Source organism: Candidatus Pelagibacter sp. HIMB1715 (assembly GCF_052047595.1).
Lineage (GTDB): Bacteria > Pseudomonadota > Alphaproteobacteria > Pelagibacterales > Pelagibacteraceae > Pelagibacter.
Genome location: NZ_JBNAJY010000005.1, coordinates 59,116 through 75,930, shown reverse-complemented (window position 1 = coordinate 75,930; position 16,815 = coordinate 59,116). Strand labels below are relative to the sequence as shown.

The 16,815-nt window shown below is 28.2% G+C and carries 21 protein-coding genes and 1 riboswitch; of the genes, 14 read left to right on the top strand and 7 right to left on the bottom strand.

All coding sequences use genetic code 11. The annotated features are described in order from the left end of the window. Window positions 1–114 precede the first annotated feature (114 nt). Window positions 115–945 (top strand): hypothetical protein, encoded by an 831-nt coding sequence (locus ACTTAY_RS02900; RefSeq protein WP_440672282.1) that lies wholly within the window; start codon window positions 115–117, stop codon window positions 943–945. Here ACTTAY_RS02900 and tyrS read toward each other — a convergent pair. Beyond that, window positions 942–2,171, bottom strand: a complete 1,230-nt coding sequence (gene tyrS / locus ACTTAY_RS02895) for a tyrosine--tRNA ligase (RefSeq protein WP_440672281.1) — start codon at window positions 2,169–2,171, stop codon at window positions 942–944. The genes ACTTAY_RS02900 and tyrS overlap by 4 nt on opposite strands. 45 nt (window positions 2,172–2,216) lie before the next feature. On the opposite strand from tyrS, the gene ACTTAY_RS02890 reads away from it, so the two are divergent. Then, window positions 2,217–3,362 carry an anhydro-N-acetylmuramic acid kinase gene (locus tag ACTTAY_RS02890; RefSeq protein ID WP_440672280.1) on the top strand — a complete coding sequence of 382 codons (1,146 nt, stop codon included), beginning with the start codon at window positions 2,217–2,219 and terminating at the stop codon, window positions 3,360–3,362. Here the strand turns inward: ACTTAY_RS02890 and ACTTAY_RS02885 are convergent. Then, window positions 3,359–4,003, bottom strand: coding sequence for an alpha/beta hydrolase (locus ACTTAY_RS02885; RefSeq protein ID WP_440672283.1), 645 nt, complete (start codon window positions 4,001–4,003; stop codon window positions 3,359–3,361). The genes ACTTAY_RS02890 and ACTTAY_RS02885 overlap by 4 nt on opposite strands. 149 nt (window positions 4,004–4,152) lie before the next feature. Between ACTTAY_RS02885 and ACTTAY_RS02880 the strand changes: the two genes are divergently transcribed. The 9 genes from ACTTAY_RS02880 (at window position 4,153) to ACTTAY_RS02840 (ending at window position 10,550) form a co-directional block, all read left to right on the top strand. Beyond that, complete coding sequence (locus tag ACTTAY_RS02880; protein WP_440672279.1) at window positions 4,153–4,578, top strand: Rrf2 family transcriptional regulator; 426 nt, start codon at window positions 4,153–4,155, stop codon at window positions 4,576–4,578. Window position 4,579: 1 nt separating this feature from the next. Beyond that, a complete protein-coding gene (gene sufB / locus ACTTAY_RS02875) occupies window positions 4,580–6,022 on the top strand; it encodes a Fe-S cluster assembly protein SufB (RefSeq protein ID WP_262589522.1) in 1,443 nt (480 codons plus the stop codon). Beyond that, the gene (gene sufC / locus ACTTAY_RS02870) at window positions 6,023–6,757 is read left to right on the top strand and encodes a Fe-S cluster assembly ATPase SufC (protein WP_440618646.1); all 735 of its coding nucleotides are present in this window, start codon (window positions 6,023–6,025) and stop codon (window positions 6,755–6,757) included. Beyond that, a complete protein-coding gene (gene sufD, locus ACTTAY_RS02865) occupies window positions 6,757–7,995 on the top strand; it encodes a Fe-S cluster assembly protein SufD (RefSeq protein ID WP_440672278.1) in 1,239 nt (412 codons plus the stop codon). The genes sufC and sufD overlap by 1 nt, the downstream gene beginning before the upstream one ends. After that, the gene (locus tag ACTTAY_RS02860) at window positions 7,992–9,212 is read left to right on the top strand and encodes an aminotransferase class V-fold PLP-dependent enzyme (protein ID WP_262589518.1); all 1,221 of its coding nucleotides are present in this window, start codon (window positions 7,992–7,994) and stop codon (window positions 9,210–9,212) included. The genes sufD and ACTTAY_RS02860 overlap by 4 nt, the downstream gene beginning before the upstream one ends. Continuing rightward, window positions 9,209–9,673, top strand: a complete 465-nt coding sequence (gene sufU, locus ACTTAY_RS02855) for a Fe-S cluster assembly sulfur transfer protein SufU (protein WP_262589517.1) — start codon at window positions 9,209–9,211, stop codon at window positions 9,671–9,673. Before ACTTAY_RS02860 ends, sufU begins: the two co-directional genes overlap by 4 nt. 2 nt (window positions 9,674–9,675) lie before the next feature. Further along, window positions 9,676–9,975 (top strand): SUF system Fe-S cluster assembly protein, encoded by a 300-nt coding sequence (locus tag ACTTAY_RS02850; protein WP_075506523.1) that lies wholly within the window; start codon window positions 9,676–9,678, stop codon window positions 9,973–9,975. Then, window positions 9,975–10,307, top strand: a complete 333-nt coding sequence (locus tag ACTTAY_RS02845) for a HesB/IscA family protein (protein WP_075506524.1) — start codon at window positions 9,975–9,977, stop codon at window positions 10,305–10,307. Before ACTTAY_RS02850 ends, ACTTAY_RS02845 begins: the two co-directional genes overlap by 1 nt. 72 nt (window positions 10,308–10,379) lie before the next feature. Continuing rightward, complete coding sequence (locus tag ACTTAY_RS02840; RefSeq protein WP_428080472.1) at window positions 10,380–10,550, top strand: hypothetical protein; 171 nt, start codon at window positions 10,380–10,382, stop codon at window positions 10,548–10,550. 7 nt (window positions 10,551–10,557) lie between these two features. On the opposite strand, the gene glnA is transcribed toward ACTTAY_RS02840, so the two are convergent. Next, on the bottom strand, window positions 10,558–11,964 hold the full coding sequence (gene glnA / locus ACTTAY_RS02835; RefSeq protein ID WP_440672277.1) for a type I glutamate--ammonia ligase: 1,407 nt from the start codon (window positions 11,962–11,964) through the stop codon (window positions 10,558–10,560). A gap of 140 nt (window positions 11,965–12,104) precedes the next feature. Between glnA and ACTTAY_RS02830 the strand changes: the two genes are divergently transcribed. Both ACTTAY_RS02830 and ACTTAY_RS02825 read left to right on the top strand, forming a co-directional pair. After that, the gene (locus tag ACTTAY_RS02830) at window positions 12,105–12,587 is read left to right on the top strand and encodes a YbaK/EbsC family protein (RefSeq protein ID WP_440672276.1); all 483 of its coding nucleotides are present in this window, start codon (window positions 12,105–12,107) and stop codon (window positions 12,585–12,587) included. Beyond that, window positions 12,584–13,465, top strand: coding sequence for a DMT family transporter (locus ACTTAY_RS02825; protein ID WP_440672275.1), 882 nt, complete (start codon window positions 12,584–12,586; stop codon window positions 13,463–13,465). The genes ACTTAY_RS02830 and ACTTAY_RS02825 overlap by 4 nt, the downstream gene beginning before the upstream one ends. Here ACTTAY_RS02825 and ACTTAY_RS02820 read toward each other — a convergent pair. The 3 genes from ACTTAY_RS02820 to ACTTAY_RS02810 all read right to left on the bottom strand — a co-directional run bounded on the left by ACTTAY_RS02820 (window position 13,458) and on the right by ACTTAY_RS02810 (window position 15,898). Then, window positions 13,458–14,363 (bottom strand): homocysteine S-methyltransferase family protein, encoded by a 906-nt coding sequence (locus ACTTAY_RS02820; protein WP_440672274.1) that lies wholly within the window; start codon window positions 14,361–14,363, stop codon window positions 13,458–13,460. The genes ACTTAY_RS02825 and ACTTAY_RS02820 overlap by 8 nt on opposite strands. Before the next feature lie 7 nt (window positions 14,364–14,370). Then, window positions 14,371–14,433: riboswitch (SAM riboswitch) on the bottom strand. 91 nt (window positions 14,434–14,524) lie between these two features. Next, complete coding sequence (locus tag ACTTAY_RS02815; protein WP_440672273.1) at window positions 14,525–15,115, bottom strand: putative 2OG-Fe(II) oxygenase; 591 nt, start codon at window positions 15,113–15,115, stop codon at window positions 14,525–14,527. A 36-nt stretch (window positions 15,116–15,151) separates the two neighbouring features. Then, window positions 15,152–15,898 (bottom strand): sulfite exporter TauE/SafE family protein, encoded by a 747-nt coding sequence (locus ACTTAY_RS02810; protein ID WP_440672272.1) that lies wholly within the window; start codon window positions 15,896–15,898, stop codon window positions 15,152–15,154. 15 nt (window positions 15,899–15,913) lie between these two features. Here ACTTAY_RS02810 and ACTTAY_RS02805 point away from each other — a divergent pair, with 15 nt between their 5' ends. Beyond that, window positions 15,914–16,414 carry a molybdenum cofactor synthesis domain-containing protein gene (locus ACTTAY_RS02805; RefSeq protein WP_440654516.1) on the top strand — a complete coding sequence of 167 codons (501 nt, stop codon included), beginning with the start codon at window positions 15,914–15,916 and terminating at the stop codon, window positions 16,412–16,414. Here ACTTAY_RS02805 and ACTTAY_RS02800 read toward each other — a convergent pair. Beyond that, window positions 16,395–16,811 carry a YqaA family protein gene (locus ACTTAY_RS02800; RefSeq protein WP_440672271.1) on the bottom strand — a complete coding sequence of 139 codons (417 nt, stop codon included), beginning with the start codon at window positions 16,809–16,811 and terminating at the stop codon, window positions 16,395–16,397. The genes ACTTAY_RS02805 and ACTTAY_RS02800 overlap by 20 nt on opposite strands. Between the last annotated feature and the right edge of the window lie 4 nt (window positions 16,812–16,815).

Genomic DNA, 16,815 nt, shown 5'->3' with positions numbered 1-16,815 from the left:
TATTAAATAAGGTTTGATAAAATTGATTTTGATTATATCGATACTGAGAATAAAGATAATCAACTTATTATTCAAAGACAAAACGAAAACGATTATAGATTAAATGGATTATTCTTGAATGCTAATTCTATAGTAACAAATTTACTTGAAAGTAAAAAGGAAAATGAAAATAAAATTTTTAAGAACAATTTTAATTTAAAAATAAATCTGAATGAAGTTTATATAGATGAAATTTATGTTGTTAAAAATTTACAAGGGTTAATTTCTATCAAAGATAATAAAGTTGTAGATGCAAATTTATCTGCAAATTTTGAAAATAATAAAAATATAGTTTTTTCTATTGAAACTACAGATAATGGTGAAAAAATAACTAAACTTTATTCATCAAAAGCAAAACCATTGGTGAAAAGATATAAATTTATAAAAGGATTTGATGAAGGAAACTTAGATTTCATATCAACAAAAAAAAATGAAAAATCAGTATCAAATCTTAAAATTTATGACTTTAAGTTAAAAGAGGTCCCAGCATTAACAAAACTTCTAACACTAGCTTCCCTACAAGGAATTGCTGATATTTTAACTGGAGAGGGAATAAGATTTGATGAGTTTGAAATGAAATTCAATAACCAAAAAAATCTAATGACAATAGATGAGCTCTATGCAATTGGCCCAGCTATTTCAATATTAATGAGTGGTTATGTGGAAGAAGGAAAATTGATAAGTCTAAGAGGGACTTTAGTACCAGCAACAACTATAAATAAAACAATAAGTAAAATTCCATTATTAGGAAAAATTTTAGTTGGTGATAAAACAGGAGAGGGTGTTTTCGGAGTAAGTTTTAAAATAAAAGGACCACCAAAAGATCTTGAAACCTCAGTAAACCCAATAAAAACATTAACTCCAAGATTTATAACTAGAACTCTTGAAAAAATTAAAAGAAACTAACTTAATTCAATTTTAATGTGCCTTTTTTTACCTATAGAAAGCTTTAAATAATTCTCTGTGAATAGTTCTTGATTAATAATATATTTTTCGTCTGAAACTACAGCATCATTAATCTTAATAGCTTTACCCTTAATTAATCTTCTTATCTCACTTTTTGAATTTTCTGCTTTAGATAAAATTATCAAATCAATTATATTGATATTATTTTTTAATTGTATTGTTTCAATTTGAACGCTTGGTAAGTTAGAGCCCAAAGAATTTCCAGAAAATGCCTCTTTTGCTGCTTGTTCAGAATTTTTTGCAGCATCTTCTCCATGCAACATAGACGTCGCCTTGTTAGCTAATAATATTTTTAATTCATTGATATTTTTTTCCTCTAAAGCATTGATTTCGCTTATATCAATATCAGTAAACATTTTTAAAAATTTAATTACATCCCGATCATCAACATTTCTCCAAAATTGCCAGTAGTCATAAGCTGATAAATATTTTTCGTCTAACCAAATAGCGCCATTTTCAGTTTTTCCCATTTTTGCACCTGTGGCTAAAGTAATTAATGGTGTTGTTAATCCATATGTTTGGTTATTAGAATATCTCTTAATAAGCTCAACACCATTTACAATGTTTCCCCATTGATCAGAACCACCTATTTGTAGAACACAATTTTCTTTTTTATTTAATTCTAAAAAATCATAGGCTTGGAGTATCATGTAATTAAATTCCATATAACTAAGCGACTGTTCTCTTTCTAATCTTAGTTTTACACTATCAAATGTAAGCATTCTATTGATCGTAAAATGCTTTCCTATATCTCTTAGAAAAGAAATATAATTTAAATCTTTAAGCCAGGTATAATTATTGACATAAATAGGTGAAGTATTTGGATCGTCACTGTCTAGAAATTTTTTTAAGATATTTTGAATATTTTTAATATTTTTTTCAATTTCATTTTCATCTAAAATTTTTCTTGTTTTATCTTTTCCTGAGGGATCACCTATTCTTGTTGTTCCACCTCCTAACAATACTATTGGTTGGTGACCATTTTTTTGTAACAATCTCAAACACATGATTTGCAACAAACTGCCAACGTGCAAACTTTCAGCGGTACAATCAAATCCTATATAAGCTTTAATTTTTTCTTTATCTAATAAATTAGATAAGTCAGCTTCACTAGTACATTGATAGAAATATCCTCTATCTTTAAATTCTTTTAAAAATTTATTCATAAGACTATAGTTACTATATACAAATTTTTTTTAAAAATAATATCAATGAAAAAAAAATTATTTTCAGCTATGGGCTTAATGAGCGGCACATCTATGGATGGTGTCGATGTTTCAATAATTAAATCTGACGGATATGATGAGGTAGAACTAATTTTTGATCAATACTTTGAGTACGATATTGATCTCTATAGGCAATTATCAACTTTAAGAGACAAAATTAAAAGTAGTGAAGATTTGACAAAATATTCTAAGGAATTGAGTGATTTGGAGAGAACTTTAACTATTTTTCATGCTGAAAAGATCAGCAAAATAGAATTAAAAAATGGAATAGAAATTGATTTTATAGGTTTTCATGGTCAAACGATTTTCCATAACCCTCAAATTAAAATTACTAAACAACTAGGTGATGGCAATTTGTTATCTCAATTATTAAAAAAACCAGTAATTTATGATTTTAGACAAGCAGATATTGATAACAATGGTCAAGGAGCACCTCTAACACCAATTTACCACAGATTATTAGTTAATAATTTTTTAAATAAAGAAAAAGATAATTCAGCTCAACCTATTTGCATTATTAATATTGGAGGAATATCTAATGCTACAATAGTAAACGATATATCCAATAATATAGAAAATGATTTGATTGCTTATGATATTGGTCCTGGCAATTGTTTAATAGATGAATGGATCAGGAATAATTCAAATTTTACCTTTGATAAAGATGGTAAGATTGCAAAATCTGGAAAAATTGATCAATTAATTCTAAATCAAGCAATAGATAATTTCAAAATTGAAACTTATTTAAAATCACTTGATGTAAAAGAATTTGATATATCTTTTGCAAGAGGTTTATCTTTAGAAGATGGATGTTCAACAATTACAGAATTCACAGCATATTTGATTGCAGAAGGAATAAAATTTTTAAATAAAAATAATTCTAACAAATATTTATTTTGTGGTGGAGGTCGAAAGAATAAATTTTTGATTGAGTCAATTATTAGAAATTCAAATTTAAATAAGAATAATTTCGATATGATAGATAATTTTCAGCTGAACGGAGATTATATCGAGTCCCAAGCGTTTGCTTATTTAGCTATCAGATCTAAATTAAATTTACCAATTTCTTTCCCAAATACGACAAGATGTAATGCCCCGGTCATTGGAGGCAAGTTAGCAAATAATTATTAATATAAAGCTGTTTCTTTTTTTATATATTTATCTAAAGTTTTTGTTAAAGCGTCAACAGTTTTAGAAAAGAAATGATTTGCTTCAGTTATTGTTTGGAATTCAACTTTGATACCTTTTTGAGCGCTTAATCTTTTATCTAATTCAGTAATATATTCTACTGGCACCAATTCATCTTTTTTTCCATAAACAACCATTCCAGATGTTGGACATGGAGATAAAAAAGAAAAATCATAGACATTAGGTTGTGGAGATATGGCTATAAATCTATTTATTTCCGGTCTTCTCATAAGCAGCTGCATTGCAATCAAAGAACCAAAAGAGAATCCTGATACCCAACATTGCGAATTATCAAAGTTTTCTCTTTCCAACCAATCTAGTGCTGCTGCAGCATCTGCCAGTTCACCTTGACCATTATCAAATTCTCCATCACTTTTCCCAACTCCTCTAAAGTTTACTCTACAAACTGAAAAATCATTTTCCATGAATGTATGAAATGTATCTACAACTACTTTATTATTCATAGTTCCCCCATACTGTGGATGAGGCTGTAGAACTAATGCAATAGGAGAAGTATTTTTTTTACTTTTATAATATTTAGCTTCTAATCTACCAGCAGGGCCAGGTATAAAAATTTCTAAAATTTTATTATCCATATATGCAATTGATTATTGTTCTAAAAAAAAAGGTACGTTTATCACAACTGAGCGACAAAATGGTAGTCTTTTTTTTACTTTATAAACTTGACCATTTTAGTCGGGTATGTATAAAAACTCACATTTTAAGGGTAAAAATGAAACTAACATCAAAAGGAAGATATGCCGTAATGGCATTAGTTGATCTAGCAAGGTTTGATAATATCAATCCTGTATCATTAAGAGATATTTCTTTAAGACAAGGAATTTCATTAGATTTTTTGGAGCAAATATTTTCAAAACTTAAAAAAAATCAAATTGTAAAAAGTATTAGAGGTAATCAAGGAGGTTACATTTTATCAAAAGATCCAAGTGAAATAAAACTTACAAATATTTTCAATGCAGTAGATGAGAAAGTTAAAACTGTTCAGTGTAAAAAAGAATCTAAAAAAGGTTGTAATGGTAAAGCTACAAAATGTATTACACACAATCTATGGGATGAACTTGAGGTTCATATTAATACTTTCTTTGAAAATAAAAGCTTAAACGACTTATTAAAAAATAATAAAGAGAACAGAGCATAGTATGGATAGTAGGCAGAAAGAAATAGATAGTTTGAAAGATTACAAATATGGTTTTTCAACAGATATAGAAAATACAAAAGCCCCTAAGGGTTTAAATGAGGATGTAATAAAATTTATCTCCAATATTAAAAAAGAGCCTCAATGGATGTTAGATTTTAGATTAAAAGCTTTTGAAAGATTTAAACAATTAAAAGAGCCTGATTGGCAGAAACCAAAATATCCTAAAATAGATTATCAGGATCTTTACTATTACTCAGCTCCCAAAAGCATGAAAGATAAACCAAAAAGTTTAGATGATCTTGATCCTAAATTATTAGAGACATATAAAAAATTAGGAATTCCTCTTCAAGAGCAAGCAAGATTAAATGGTATTGCTGTAGATGCAGTTTTCGACTCTGTTTCTGTTGCAACTACTTTTAAAGAAGAACTTACTAAGCAAGGAATTATATTTTGTTCGATGTCTGAAGCTATTCAAAAACATCCTGAATTAGTTAAAAAATATCTTGGATCAGTTATTCCTACAACTGATCATTTTTTTGCAACTCTTAATTCTGCAGTTTTTACTGATGGCTCATTTGTATACATTCCAGAAAATGTTAAATGCCCTATGGAGCTGTCTACTTACTTTAGGATCAATGCATCAGAAACAGGACAATTTGAAAGGACATTAATCATAGCTGATAAAGGAAGTTATGTGAGCTACCTAGAAGGATGTACAGCTCCAATGAGAGATGAAAATCAATTGCATGCAGCTAATGTTGAATTAATTGCTCTTGACGATGCAGAAATAAAATATTCAACAGTTCAAAATTGGTATCCAGGAGATAAAGATGGAAAAGGTGGAATATATAATTTTGTTACTAAAAGAGGATTATGCAAAGGTAAAAATTCTAAAATTTCTTGGACTCAAGTAGAAACTGGTTCAGCAATTACTTGGAAATATCCAAGTTGTATTTTGAAAGGTGATAATTCTGTAGGTGAATTTTATTCTATAGCAATTACAAACAATCATCAAAAAGCTGACACTGGAACTAAAATGATACACTTAGGAAAAAATACAAAAAGTAAAATAATTTCAAAAGGAATTTCAGCAGGTAAATCAGATATGATGTACAGAGGATTAGTAGATATATCTTCAAAAGCTGATAATTCTAGAAACTTTACTCAATGTGACTCTTTATTAATGGGTAATAAATGTGGAGCTCACACAATTCCTTATATCAAGAACAAAAATCTTAAATCAAATATAGAACATGAAGCAACAACATCAAAAATTAGTGATGAACAACTATATTACTGTAATCAAAGAGGATTAAATCAAGAAGAAGCAGTTAGTTTAATTGTAAACGGTTTTTGCAAAGAAGTTCTGCAGCAGTTACCAATGGAATTTGCAGTAGAAGCACAAAAACTTGTAGGTATTAGTTTAGAGGGGAGTGTTGGATAGATGTTATCAATAGAAAATCTTAAAGCAAAGATTGATGAAAAAGAAATATTAAAAGGTTTAAATTTAGATATTAAACCAGGAGAAGTTCATGCAATTATGGGTCCAAATGGATCTGGAAAAAGCACATTATCAAATATTTTGTCAGGCAAAAAAGGTTACGAAATAAATGGTAAAGTTACATTTGATGGAGAAAACTTATTAGAATTAGAAACAGAAGAAAGAGCTCATAAAGGAATTTTTTTAGCGTTTCAATATCCAATGGAAATACCAGGTGTTAATACAAATACTTTTTTAAAAACTTCAATAAATGCAATTAAAAAAGCTAGAGGCGAAAAAGAACTAGATGCAATTGAGTTTTTAAAATTAATAAAAGAAAAATCTGCAGAGCTTAAATTTGATGAAAAAATTTTAAACCGACAACTTAATGTTGGATTTTCAGGTGGAGAAAAGAAAAAAAATGAAATTTTACAAATGTCTATCTTAAATCCAAAATTATCAATTCTAGATGAAACAGATTCAGGATTAGATATAGATGCTTTAAGGATAGTTTCAGAAGGAGTTAATTCACTAAGAAATAAAAACAATTCTTTTTTAATAATAACTCACTATCAAAGATTATTAGATTATATCAAACCTGATTTTGTTCATGTTCTTAAAAATGGACAAATTATAAAATCAGGTGATTTTGAATTAGCAAAAGAATTAGAAAAAGTAGGTTATGAGGATTTTAATTAATGCAAAATGAACTTAAATTAAATTTTGATAAAATTATTAGTCTAAATAATTTTTCTGATAGTCAGAAAAAAATTAAACAAGAAAATTTTAATAATTATTTTGAAAAAGGTTTACCAAATAAAAGAAATGAGGATTGGAAATTTTCTGATATAAATCAAATAATTTCAAAAAATTTTGACAATTTAAACTTTATTGTTGATCAAAAAAAAGTTTTTGAAGAAAAAGATTTTCCACTAGATTTTGAACATAATAAAATAACTTTTGTTGATGGAAAATTACATGATTTTGATTTTAAACATGAAGATAAAGATAAAATCTTAGTTGATCAGAATTTAGACTTAGATGACACTATTTATCAAAATACTCTTTTAAATTTAAATTCAGCCTTTCTTACCAGTGTTTCAAAAATTACTATTAAAAAAAGTTACAATGTTAAAAAACCATTGGTTTTATTTAATTATTTAAGTGAAGGTATAAAATCTTCTGCAATTAATTCTAGAGTAGATATTAATTTAGAAGATGACAGTTCATTGTGTGTAGTTAATTTTTTAAATGAAAATTCTGAAAAAAATTTTATTAATTTTAGACAAAAAATTAAGATTGGAGAGAATTCAATTTTAAAAAATTATAATCTAGATTCAAATACTTCGGAAAATATAAAGTATTTCAACAAAGATATTAATTTATCTAAAAATAGTCATTTAGAATACTTTATTTTATCAGAAGGTTCTAAATTTATAAAGCAAGATATCAATTGTAATCTAAATGATGAATATGGTTCTATTGCATTAAATGGAATTATCAATTTAGAAAATGAAAAACATCATGAAATAAAAACTGTAATTAATCATAAAAAAGAAAATTGTAAAAGTTATCAATTAATTAAAAGTGTATTGAATGATAAATCAAAAGGAATTTATCAAGGTAAAATTTTTGTAAGTCCTGAAGCACAAAAAACAGATGGATATCAATTAAGTAGAGCTTTATTGTTAAATGAAAGTGTTGAATTTAATGCAAAACCAGAATTAGAAATATATGCAGACGATGTTAAATGTTCACATGGATCTACATCAGGAAATATTGATGAAAATTCAATTTTTTATTTAATGTCTAGAGGTCTCAGTTATTCAGAATCAAAAAAATTATTAACAAATGGTTTTCTTAACGAGGTAATTGAAAAAATTTCTAATGAAGATGTAAAAAAATTAGTTAAAAAATTATCAGGTATAAATGTATGAACATAGATCAAGTTAAAAAAGAATTTCCAATATTTGATGAGAAAATCCAAAATAATGATTTGGTTTATTTAGATAGTGCAAATTCATCACAAAAACCAAAAGTAGTGGTAGATAGAATTAATGAATTTTATACCAAACAATTTTCTAATGTTGGTAGAAGTGTTCACTATCTTGCGGTTGCTGCAACAAATTTATATGAAAATACCAGAACATCAGTTCAAAAATATATTAATGCTAAAGATAAAAATGAAATTGTATTTACTAAAGGTGCTACTGAAGCATTAAACCTTGTTGCAAATACATTAGGTCAAAATCATTTAAACGAAGGTGATGAAATATTAATTACTGAACTAGAACATCATTCTAATTATGTACCCTGGCATTTTTTAAGAAAATCTAAAAATATAAAAATTAATTTTGCAGAAATAAATGAAGAGGGAGAAATTACACTAGAAGAAATTGAAAAGAAAATTACTCCTAATACAAAAGTAATTTCAATTACTCATCTATCAAATGTGACTGGAGCAATATTACCAGTAAAAGAAATTACTGATTTAGCACATTCAAAAGGAATAATAGTTGTCGTAGATGGTTGCCAAGGAGCTCCTCATTTAAAGCTAGATATGCAAGACTTAGATTGTGATTTTTATGCAATTTCTTGTCATAAAATGTACGGCCCTACAGGATTAGGGGTTCTTTATGGTAAGAAAAAGTGGTTGGATGAACTTCCTCCTTACCAAGGCGGTGGCGGAATGATTAGAGAGGTTAAAAAAGATAGAATTACCTATGGTGATTTACCTAATAAATATGAAGCTGGAACTATGGCTACAGCGCAAGTTATTGCTTTTGATCAATCAATTAAATTTCTGGAGAGCGTAGGTATTGAAAATGTTATGAAACATGAAGCAGAATTAGTTGAGTATGGCCAAGAATTATTAAAAAAAAATAATTCAGTAAAATTAATTGGAAACCCAAAAAATAAAGGTGGAGTTTTGTCTTTCACTTTAGAAGGTGTACATCCTCATGACATCGCAACAATTTTAGATGAAGACGGAGTTGCAATAAGAGCAGGTCATCATTGCTGTCAAATTTTACATGACAAACTTAATATACCAGCGAGCGCACGAGCTTCCGTTGGAATATATAATACTAAAGAAGATTTAGATAAACTTAATGATGCAATAAATAACTGTAAGAAGATATTTAACTTAAAATGAATTTAAAAGAATTATACCAAGAAATAATTTTAGAGCATGGAAAAAATCCAAGGAATCTTCGTAAGACAGAAGATTTTAATAAAGATGCCAAAGGCAATAATCCACTGTGTGGTGATAACGTTCATGTCTATTTAAAATTAAATGGTCAAAGAATTGTAGAAGATATTTCATTTGAAGGTAGTGGTTGTGCCATTTCTATGGCTTCTGCATCAATAATGACTGATTTAATTAAAGGCAAAAATGAAAATGAAGCAAAAGAAATTGTTGAAGATTTTTTGGGGATGATTAAAGAAAATCCTGAGCTTAAATCAGAAAATCTTAAAGAAGATGAAAAAACAAAACTAATGTGTTTATCTGGAGTAAAACAATATCCAATGAGAGTAAAGTGTGCCACACTATCTTGGCATACACTAGTCTCAGCTTTTGATAATAAAACTGATGAGGTTAAAACAGAAAATTAATTATGTCTAAAAAAGATCAAATTATTGAAGAAATTAGAAAAATTTATGATCCTGAGTTACCAGTGAATATTTATGAACTAGGTTTGATTTATGATATTAAAGTTGAGGATGATAAGTTTGCAAAAATTAAAATGACTTTGACCACTCCTAATTGTCCAGTTGCTGAAAGTTTACCTAAAGAAGTTAAAGATGGTGCAATGCAAGTTGAGGGTATTGAGGACGTTGATCTTGAATTAGTTTGGGATCCACCTTGGAATAAGGACATGATGTCAGAAGCTGCAAAACTGGAGTTAAATTTATAATGAATCCAATTATTAAATTAAGTGATAATGCTGCGGAAAGAATTAAAGAAATTATGTCTAATGCAGAAAAAGACTCTTTAGGTGTAAGAGTTTCAGTTAAATCAGGAGGTTGTGCTGGTATGTCTTACGTCATGGAGTATACCAAAGAAGTAAATCCAAATGATGAAGTCATTGAGGAAAAAGGTGTGAAAGTATTTGTTGATTCTGCAGCTATTATGTATTTGCTTGGAACAGAAATGGATTACAAAAAAGAAGAGCTATCTTCTTCGTTTGTATTCAATAATCCTAACGAAACAGAAAGATGTGGATGCGGGGAATCCTTTAAAATCTAGCAAAAGTTGAATATTCCCATTTAACGCATATCAGTATTGCATCATACGCATACCTAGTATATATATTTAGGTATGAACAAATTTGAATTTAAAAATCTTGTTAAAAACCTAAAAGATACAATCAAAGAAAGAACTTTCTTTAAAGATTTACGTAAAGAAGTTGAGACCGGTGCAAACGGTACTCAAGATTACGTTGTTAAAAAAGGTATTAACAAAGATACAATTGCAACAACCAGACAGTAATTAAATATTAACTACTGTAATACATCTCAAACTCTACAGGATGAGGTGCATGTTCAAATTTATGAATTTCCTCAAACTTAAGAGCTATATAAGCATCGATTTGGTCGTCAGTAAATACACCACCTTGAGTTAAAAACTCTCTATCCTTATCTAAACTTTCCATTGCTTCTCTTAAAGATCCACAAACAGTTGGAATAGCTTTTACTTCTTCTGGTGGTAATTCATATAAATCTTTATCAAAAGACTCACCTGGATGTATTTTATTTTTAATTCCATCGATACCTGCCATTAACATTGCTGCAAATGTTAGGTAAGGATTACCTGCTGCATCTGGAAATCTAATTTCACATCTTGCACCTTTTTTACTTAAAGTAATTGGAATTCTACATGATGCCGATCTGTTTCTTGCAGAGTAAGCTAATAATACTGGAGCTTCAAAACCAGGTATTAATCTTTTGTAACTATTTGTTGTAGAGTTAGCAAAAGCATTAATCGCTTTAGCATGTTTTAAAATTCCACCAATATAGTGTAATGCAGTTTCTGAAAGTCCTGCATATGCTTCACCTGAAAATACAGGAGTATCACCTTTCCAAATAGATTGGTGAATATGCATACCTGAACCATTATCACCTGCAACTGGTTTTGGCATGAAGGTTGCAGTTTTCCCAAATGAATGTGTTACCATTTGAACTACATACTTATAAAGCTGAACATTATCTGCTTGGTCAACTAAGGTTCCAAAATACATACCAAGTTCGTGTTGACTTGGAGCAACTTCATGGTGATGTTTTTCAACTTTGATGCCAACTTCTTTTAAATTTTTTAAATATTCACCACGCATATCTTGTTCACTATCTACAGGTGGCACAGGAAAATAACCTCCTTTGATTTGAGGTCTATGTCCCATATTTCCATTTTCATATTCTTTACCTGAATTATATGGACCTTCTTTACTATCAATTTTAAATCCACTTTCATTCATGTCATTTTTAATTCTTACATCGTCGAAAACAAAAAATTCTGGCTCAGGTCCAAAAAACGCTTTATCACCAATACCTGATGCTTTTAAATATTCCTCTGCTTTTTTTGCAACTCCTCTTGGATCTCTTTCGTAAGGATCTTTTTTGATTGCATCTAAAATATCACAGAACAAAACTACAGTATTATGAGACGTGAAAGGATCCATGAACATTCTTGCAGTATCAGGTTTTAAAATCATGTCAGATTCGTTAATTGCTTTCCATCCAGCAATAGATGAACCGTCAAAAAACACTCCTTCATTAAGCATGTCGGCATCCACTATTGATGCATCCATAGTTAAATGTTGAAGTTTTCCTCTTGGATCAGTAAATCTTAGATCCACAAATTCTGCTTCTTTTTCTTTTATAAATTTTAAAACGTTTTCTGTACTCATTTTGTCTCCTATGTAATTTTGATGGAGCTTAATTAGCAAAAAAAAGTTAAAAAATAATGCTTATTTAATAAATAACACCTATGCATTTTTTACATAAGTAGTGTATCTACTCAATCAAATTAGGGAATTTTATAAATTCAATGGAATCAATACTAAATAAAGAACCGGTAAAAAGGGCAGAAAAAGCTCTTAAAACATTTGATCAAAATTTAAATGTTATCGTCTTAGAAAAAACAGCAAGAACGGCCAATGATGCTGCTACAGCTTTGGGTTGCAACGTTGGTGCTATTGTTAAAAGTTTACTTTTTAGGGCAGGTGACAACTATATATTAAGCTTGGTATCTGGAGACAAGCGTTGCTCGTTAAATAAGTTAAAAAAAATTCTCAATGAAAAAGATGTGTCTATGGCATCTCCTGAGGCAGTTAAAGAAAACACTGGATATACAATTGGTGGAGTGTCTCCAGTAGGGCACTTGAAGCGATGCAAAATCTTTATTGATAAAAGTCTTGAAAGATTCCCAGATATATTTGGTGCAGCTGGACATCCAAATGCTGTTTTCAAAATAAATTATAATAAGTTAATTGAAATAACAAACGGAACACCAGAAGATATTATTGAATGAGAGAACCAAAACTAATTGATTATAGTTTATTAACGTTGTTAGCATTGATTTGGGCATCTGCTTTTTTTAATATTAAAATAGCAACCTACTCGTTTGGACCTGTTACGATTGCATTTCTAAGAGTTTTTTTTGGTTCAATTCCAGTTTTACTACTTTGCTTTTACAAACAAATTAAAATCGAGGCATTTTCAAAAGATTGGCATTGGTTTGCAATGATTGGATTTATAAATTTAGTAGCTCCATTTTTTTTAATAGCATATGGAGTTAAATCTGTTCAAAGTAACTTAGCAGCAATTTTAATGTCATCAACTTCACTTAGCTCAGTAGTACTAGGACATTTTTACACCAAAAATGAAAAATTTAATTTAATTAGAACAACAGGAGTTCTAATTGGATTTTCAGGAATAGTTTATTTATTTTCAGATAATTTATTAATTAATGAAAATAACTTTACTTCAGCATTATTAATTTTGTTAGGTGCTACTTGTTATGTAATTGGAGGCCTTTTAACTTTAAAAATAAGTAAGAAAAAAAATGAAAATGTAACAAGTTCAATTTTGATTTGGGCTACTATTATATTATTACCTTTAGTATGTTTTATTGAACAACCTTGGAAAACTGTACCAAGATTAGATTCTACTATTTCAGTTATTTATCTTGGTTTGGTATCTACTGGAATTGCCTGGTTATTGAGATTTAGAATTTTAATTAACAATGGTTTAATTTTTCAATCTCAAGTATCTTATTTAATTCCAATATTTGGAACTATTTTAAGTTATATCTTTTTAAAAGAATTGGTTACTATTAAAGTTATAATTTCATTGATAGCAGTTGCTACAGGTATCTATTTTGTAAGAAAAGGTACAAAATTTAAATAGTGTTTTTTATTGCCTCTATATGTGAAGGCCTAGTTTCACAACATCCTCCAAGAATAGTTGCTCCATTTTCTCTAAATTTTTTTGCAAAAATTGATATTTTTTCAGGATCTAAATCTTTTCTTTGACCTAAAAAACTATTGGGGTTAGATCCATCATTCTCTTTATATTGAGAAGTATAACCACCTTTTGGTTTAGTTGTGACAAATCCGTTTAATTTGAAACCAAATGGAACTTTAAGTTTTTGAATTTCATCTAAATTATTCTCATAACTTTCAGGCGAAACACATGCTAGAATTACTCCTAGGCAATTTTCGGTAATTATTGAATTAATTTCAGAAATTTTTTCTCCACTTGGTAAAGAGTTTCCCTCAGAAATATGAACCCCAACCAAGTATGGTTTATTAAATTTTTTAATAGCTTCTATTCCACATCTAATTTCTTTGATACTGCTCCATACATCAAAATAGAAAAAATCTACTGAAGGGTTTAGTATTTCTGCTAATTCCAAATGATCTTTTGTAATTTCTTTTTCACTTCTCTTGTCTTCTTCATATGTCAAATCTTGAGGCGGGAGTCCTCCTGCAATTTTAATATGTGGATTATTTAATTTAGCTTTTTGTGCAATTTCACAGGCTTTTTGATTTAAGAATTTAAATTGATCTTCTATTCCATTTTCTCTCAATCTTTTTCTTCTCGTTGTAAAAGTTGTAGTTACAATTACATCAGCTCCCGATTTAATAAAATCATTATGAATGTTAAGTATTAAGTCGTGGTATTTTTCTTCAATTAAAGCATTTGCACTCCACAAAGTTCCCTTGGGCTCCATACCTCTGGCCAATAATTCTTGACCCATTCCACCATCTAAAATTTTTGTTGTTTTAAAAAAATCCTTATTCATTTTACCCTCACTTTTTTAGTGCTTAAGCTAGATGCAGGTGCACAATATAGTTCAACTACCTTGCTAATTAGATCTATTGGGAATTTCCATTTTAGCAGTTTATGCCCGCAATAGGATCAAATCGGCTGGTAGATTTATATAATAATATTAAAATTTGTAAATTATTTTTTAAAAATAATTTTAGCATTGAAAGAAAATGATCTTCTTTCTTCCTCAATATTAAATGGGTAGGCTGTATGCATTAAGTAATTGGGAAATATTAAAAGATCGCCTGTTTTTGGTATCAAATTAAAAATACTTTTTGAAAGAAAAGCTTTTTGCCCATTAATAAAATCAATCGTACCATTGGTTTTTATTTTTTTATTTTTAACATTTTTATTTTTTGTCATATGTTTTGGAATTTTCAAATAACCAACACCCGATAAGTCTCCTTCATGATAATGTATAGGATTATACTCATTTTTGTATTGGCTAACGACCCATAGGTTTAAAATTTTAATTTCTTTAATTTTTTTAATATTTTCTTTGTTTAGAAAAATTTTAATATTTTTTATTAATTCTTTTTCCAAATTTTTTTTTATAAAACTTTTAGAAATTTGAACTTCTTTTCTAATTTGACTTGCTAGTTTTGGACTATAATCATTTAATTTTGAGAAGATTTTTGTATCAACTTCCTTGTTAATTTTTTCTAAAAATTTTTTAGAAATTTTAGATTTTCCTATTGAAGGACCAAATGGTTTAAAATTTTTCATGAGAGATTAAATATATCAAAAAATAATTAATTCAACTTATGCTATAAGTGTTATGCCCATCCTTATAGCAACAAAAATTACTAAGAATGAAGTCATCAGAGCTAATATTTTGTTAGATAGGAATTTTATATTTAAAAAACTTCCAATTTGGCCTCCAATTAATACAGCAATAAATAGTGGCCAGTAATTTAGAAATTCGTTGAAGACTATATCCTTTGTTAATTGTCCACTTATACCAAAAATTGAATTTACTAAAATAAACAAGGATGCAGAACTTGTTATATGCTTTGGAAATCCTGCTTTCATCAAAAATAGTATAGGACTTAAAAATATCCCACCGCCAATTCCAACCAAACCAGATATAAAACCAATTATCGATCCTATTAATATTGATAATATAAAGGGTATTTTTTTAACAACAATTTCTTTTTTGTTAAATGATTTACTTTCAATAAGTAAAAAAACTCCAGCTAATATTAAAATGAAGAAAAGTAGAATCTCAAATAAATTTTTGTCAATTGAGATAGATGCTCCGATAAAAGCAAAAGGTATAGAACCAATTAAATAAGGGTAAAGTAAATTAAAATTAATATTCTTTGATTTTAAAAAATTTATAGAATTTCCAGAGACTACAATAATATTACAAATCAAAGCTAAAATTGGAAAAATATAGTAAGGGAGATCCCAAATTAAAAGTAAAGCAAGATAAGTAGAGCCACCACCAAATCCTATACTTGAATATAATATTGCAGTTATAAAAAAAAATATTGTAAGTATAATCATTAAAAAAATTTATTTATGATTGTAAATATAGCTTTACTAACTGTAACAGATACAAGAACAATTGATAACGATAAATCTGGTGCGATCTTGGTTGAAAAAATTAAAGAGGCCAATCATCAATTAATTGACAGAAAAATTTGTAAAGATAATAAAGCAGATATAGTTAAAATTCTAAAAGACTGGACTAATCATAAAGATATTGATGTTATCATTACAACTGGTGGCACAGGTTTAACTGGAAGAGATATTACACCCGAGGCTGTTGATGAAATAGCAGATAAACATATTCCAGGATTTGGCGAAGTTTTTAGGACTATTAGTTTAAAAACAGTTGGTACGTCTTCAATTCAATCTAGAGCTTGTGCAGTTCTATCAAATGGTAAATACATATTTGCCTTACCAGGATCCTCAGGTGGAGTAACAGATGCTTGGGACGGTATCCTTAAACATCAATTAGATATTAATCATAAACCTTGTAATTTTGTTGAATTGTTTCCTAGACTAAAAGAGAAATAAAAAAATATCTCATTATTTTTCCAAAACTCACAAGTAATAAAAAAATTAAAAATTTAATTCTCATCGTTCCAGCAATAAAAGTAATAGGGTCACCAATAATTGGTACCCACGCAAATAACAAAGACCATTTACCATACTTTATAAACCACCTGGATGATCTATCAATTTGTGTTTTAGTAAAAGGAAACCATTTTTTATCTTGAAATTTCAAGAAATAAATTCCTAGAAACCAATTGAAGATAGATCCTAAAATATTTCCAAAACTTGCAAAAAATATTAACAAAAATTTGTTATAAGTTTCTGATAACAGATAAGTTGCTAATATAGCCTCAGATGAAAAAGGAAGTATTGTTGCAGCTAAAAATGAAACAATAAATAGACTTAAATAGGCAAACATTAAC

Excerpts from the sequence above, each read along its gene's own strand:
- ACTTAY_RS02845 (WP_075506524.1), top strand. The coding sequence starts at position 9,975 with ATGAATCCAATTATTAAATTAAGTGATAATGCTGCGGAAAGAATTAAA.
- ACTTAY_RS02860 (WP_262589518.1), top strand. The coding sequence starts at position 7,992 with ATGAACATAGATCAAGTTAAAAAAGAATTTCCAATATTTGATGAGAAA.
- ACTTAY_RS02820 (WP_440672274.1), bottom strand. The coding sequence starts at position 14,363 with ATGAATAAGGATTTTTTTAAAACAACAAAAATTTTAGATGGTGGAATG.
- ACTTAY_RS02810 (WP_440672272.1), bottom strand. The coding sequence starts at position 15,898 with ATGATTATACTTACAATATTTTTTTTTATAACTGCAATATTATATTCA.
- ACTTAY_RS02830 (WP_440672276.1), top strand. The coding sequence starts at position 12,105 with ATGGAATCAATACTAAATAAAGAACCGGTAAAAAGGGCAGAAAAAGCT.
- ACTTAY_RS02805 (WP_440654516.1), top strand. The coding sequence starts at position 15,914 with ATGATTGTAAATATAGCTTTACTAACTGTAACAGATACAAGAACAATT.
- ACTTAY_RS02880 (WP_440672279.1), top strand. The coding sequence starts at position 4,153 with ATGAAACTAACATCAAAAGGAAGATATGCCGTAATGGCATTAGTTGAT.
- sufU (WP_262589517.1), top strand. The coding sequence starts at position 9,209 with ATGAATTTAAAAGAATTATACCAAGAAATAATTTTAGAGCATGGAAAA.
- sufD (WP_440672278.1), top strand. The coding sequence starts at position 6,757 with ATGCAAAATGAACTTAAATTAAATTTTGATAAAATTATTAGTCTAAAT.
- ACTTAY_RS02890 (WP_440672280.1), top strand. The coding sequence starts at position 2,217 with ATGAAAAAAAAATTATTTTCAGCTATGGGCTTAATGAGCGGCACATCT.
- ACTTAY_RS02825 (WP_440672275.1), top strand. The coding sequence starts at position 12,584 with ATGAGAGAACCAAAACTAATTGATTATAGTTTATTAACGTTGTTAGCA.
- sufB (WP_262589522.1), top strand. The coding sequence starts at position 4,580 with ATGGATAGTAGGCAGAAAGAAATAGATAGTTTGAAAGATTACAAATAT.
- ACTTAY_RS02840 (WP_428080472.1), top strand. The coding sequence starts at position 10,380 with ATGAACAAATTTGAATTTAAAAATCTTGTTAAAAACCTAAAAGATACA.
- ACTTAY_RS02850 (WP_075506523.1), top strand. The coding sequence starts at position 9,676 with ATGTCTAAAAAAGATCAAATTATTGAAGAAATTAGAAAAATTTATGAT.
- glnA (WP_440672277.1), bottom strand. The coding sequence starts at position 11,964 with ATGAGTACAGAAAACGTTTTAAAATTTATAAAAGAAAAAGAAGCAGAA.
- ACTTAY_RS02800 (WP_440672271.1), bottom strand. The coding sequence starts at position 16,811 with ATGTTTGCCTATTTAAGTCTATTTATTGTTTCATTTTTAGCTGCAACA.
- sufC (WP_440618646.1), top strand. The coding sequence starts at position 6,023 with ATGTTATCAATAGAAAATCTTAAAGCAAAGATTGATGAAAAAGAAATA.
- tyrS (WP_440672281.1), bottom strand. The coding sequence starts at position 2,171 with ATGAATAAATTTTTAAAAGAATTTAAAGATAGAGGATATTTCTATCAA.
- ACTTAY_RS02815 (WP_440672273.1), bottom strand. The coding sequence starts at position 15,115 with ATGAAAAATTTTAAACCATTTGGTCCTTCAATAGGAAAATCTAAAATT.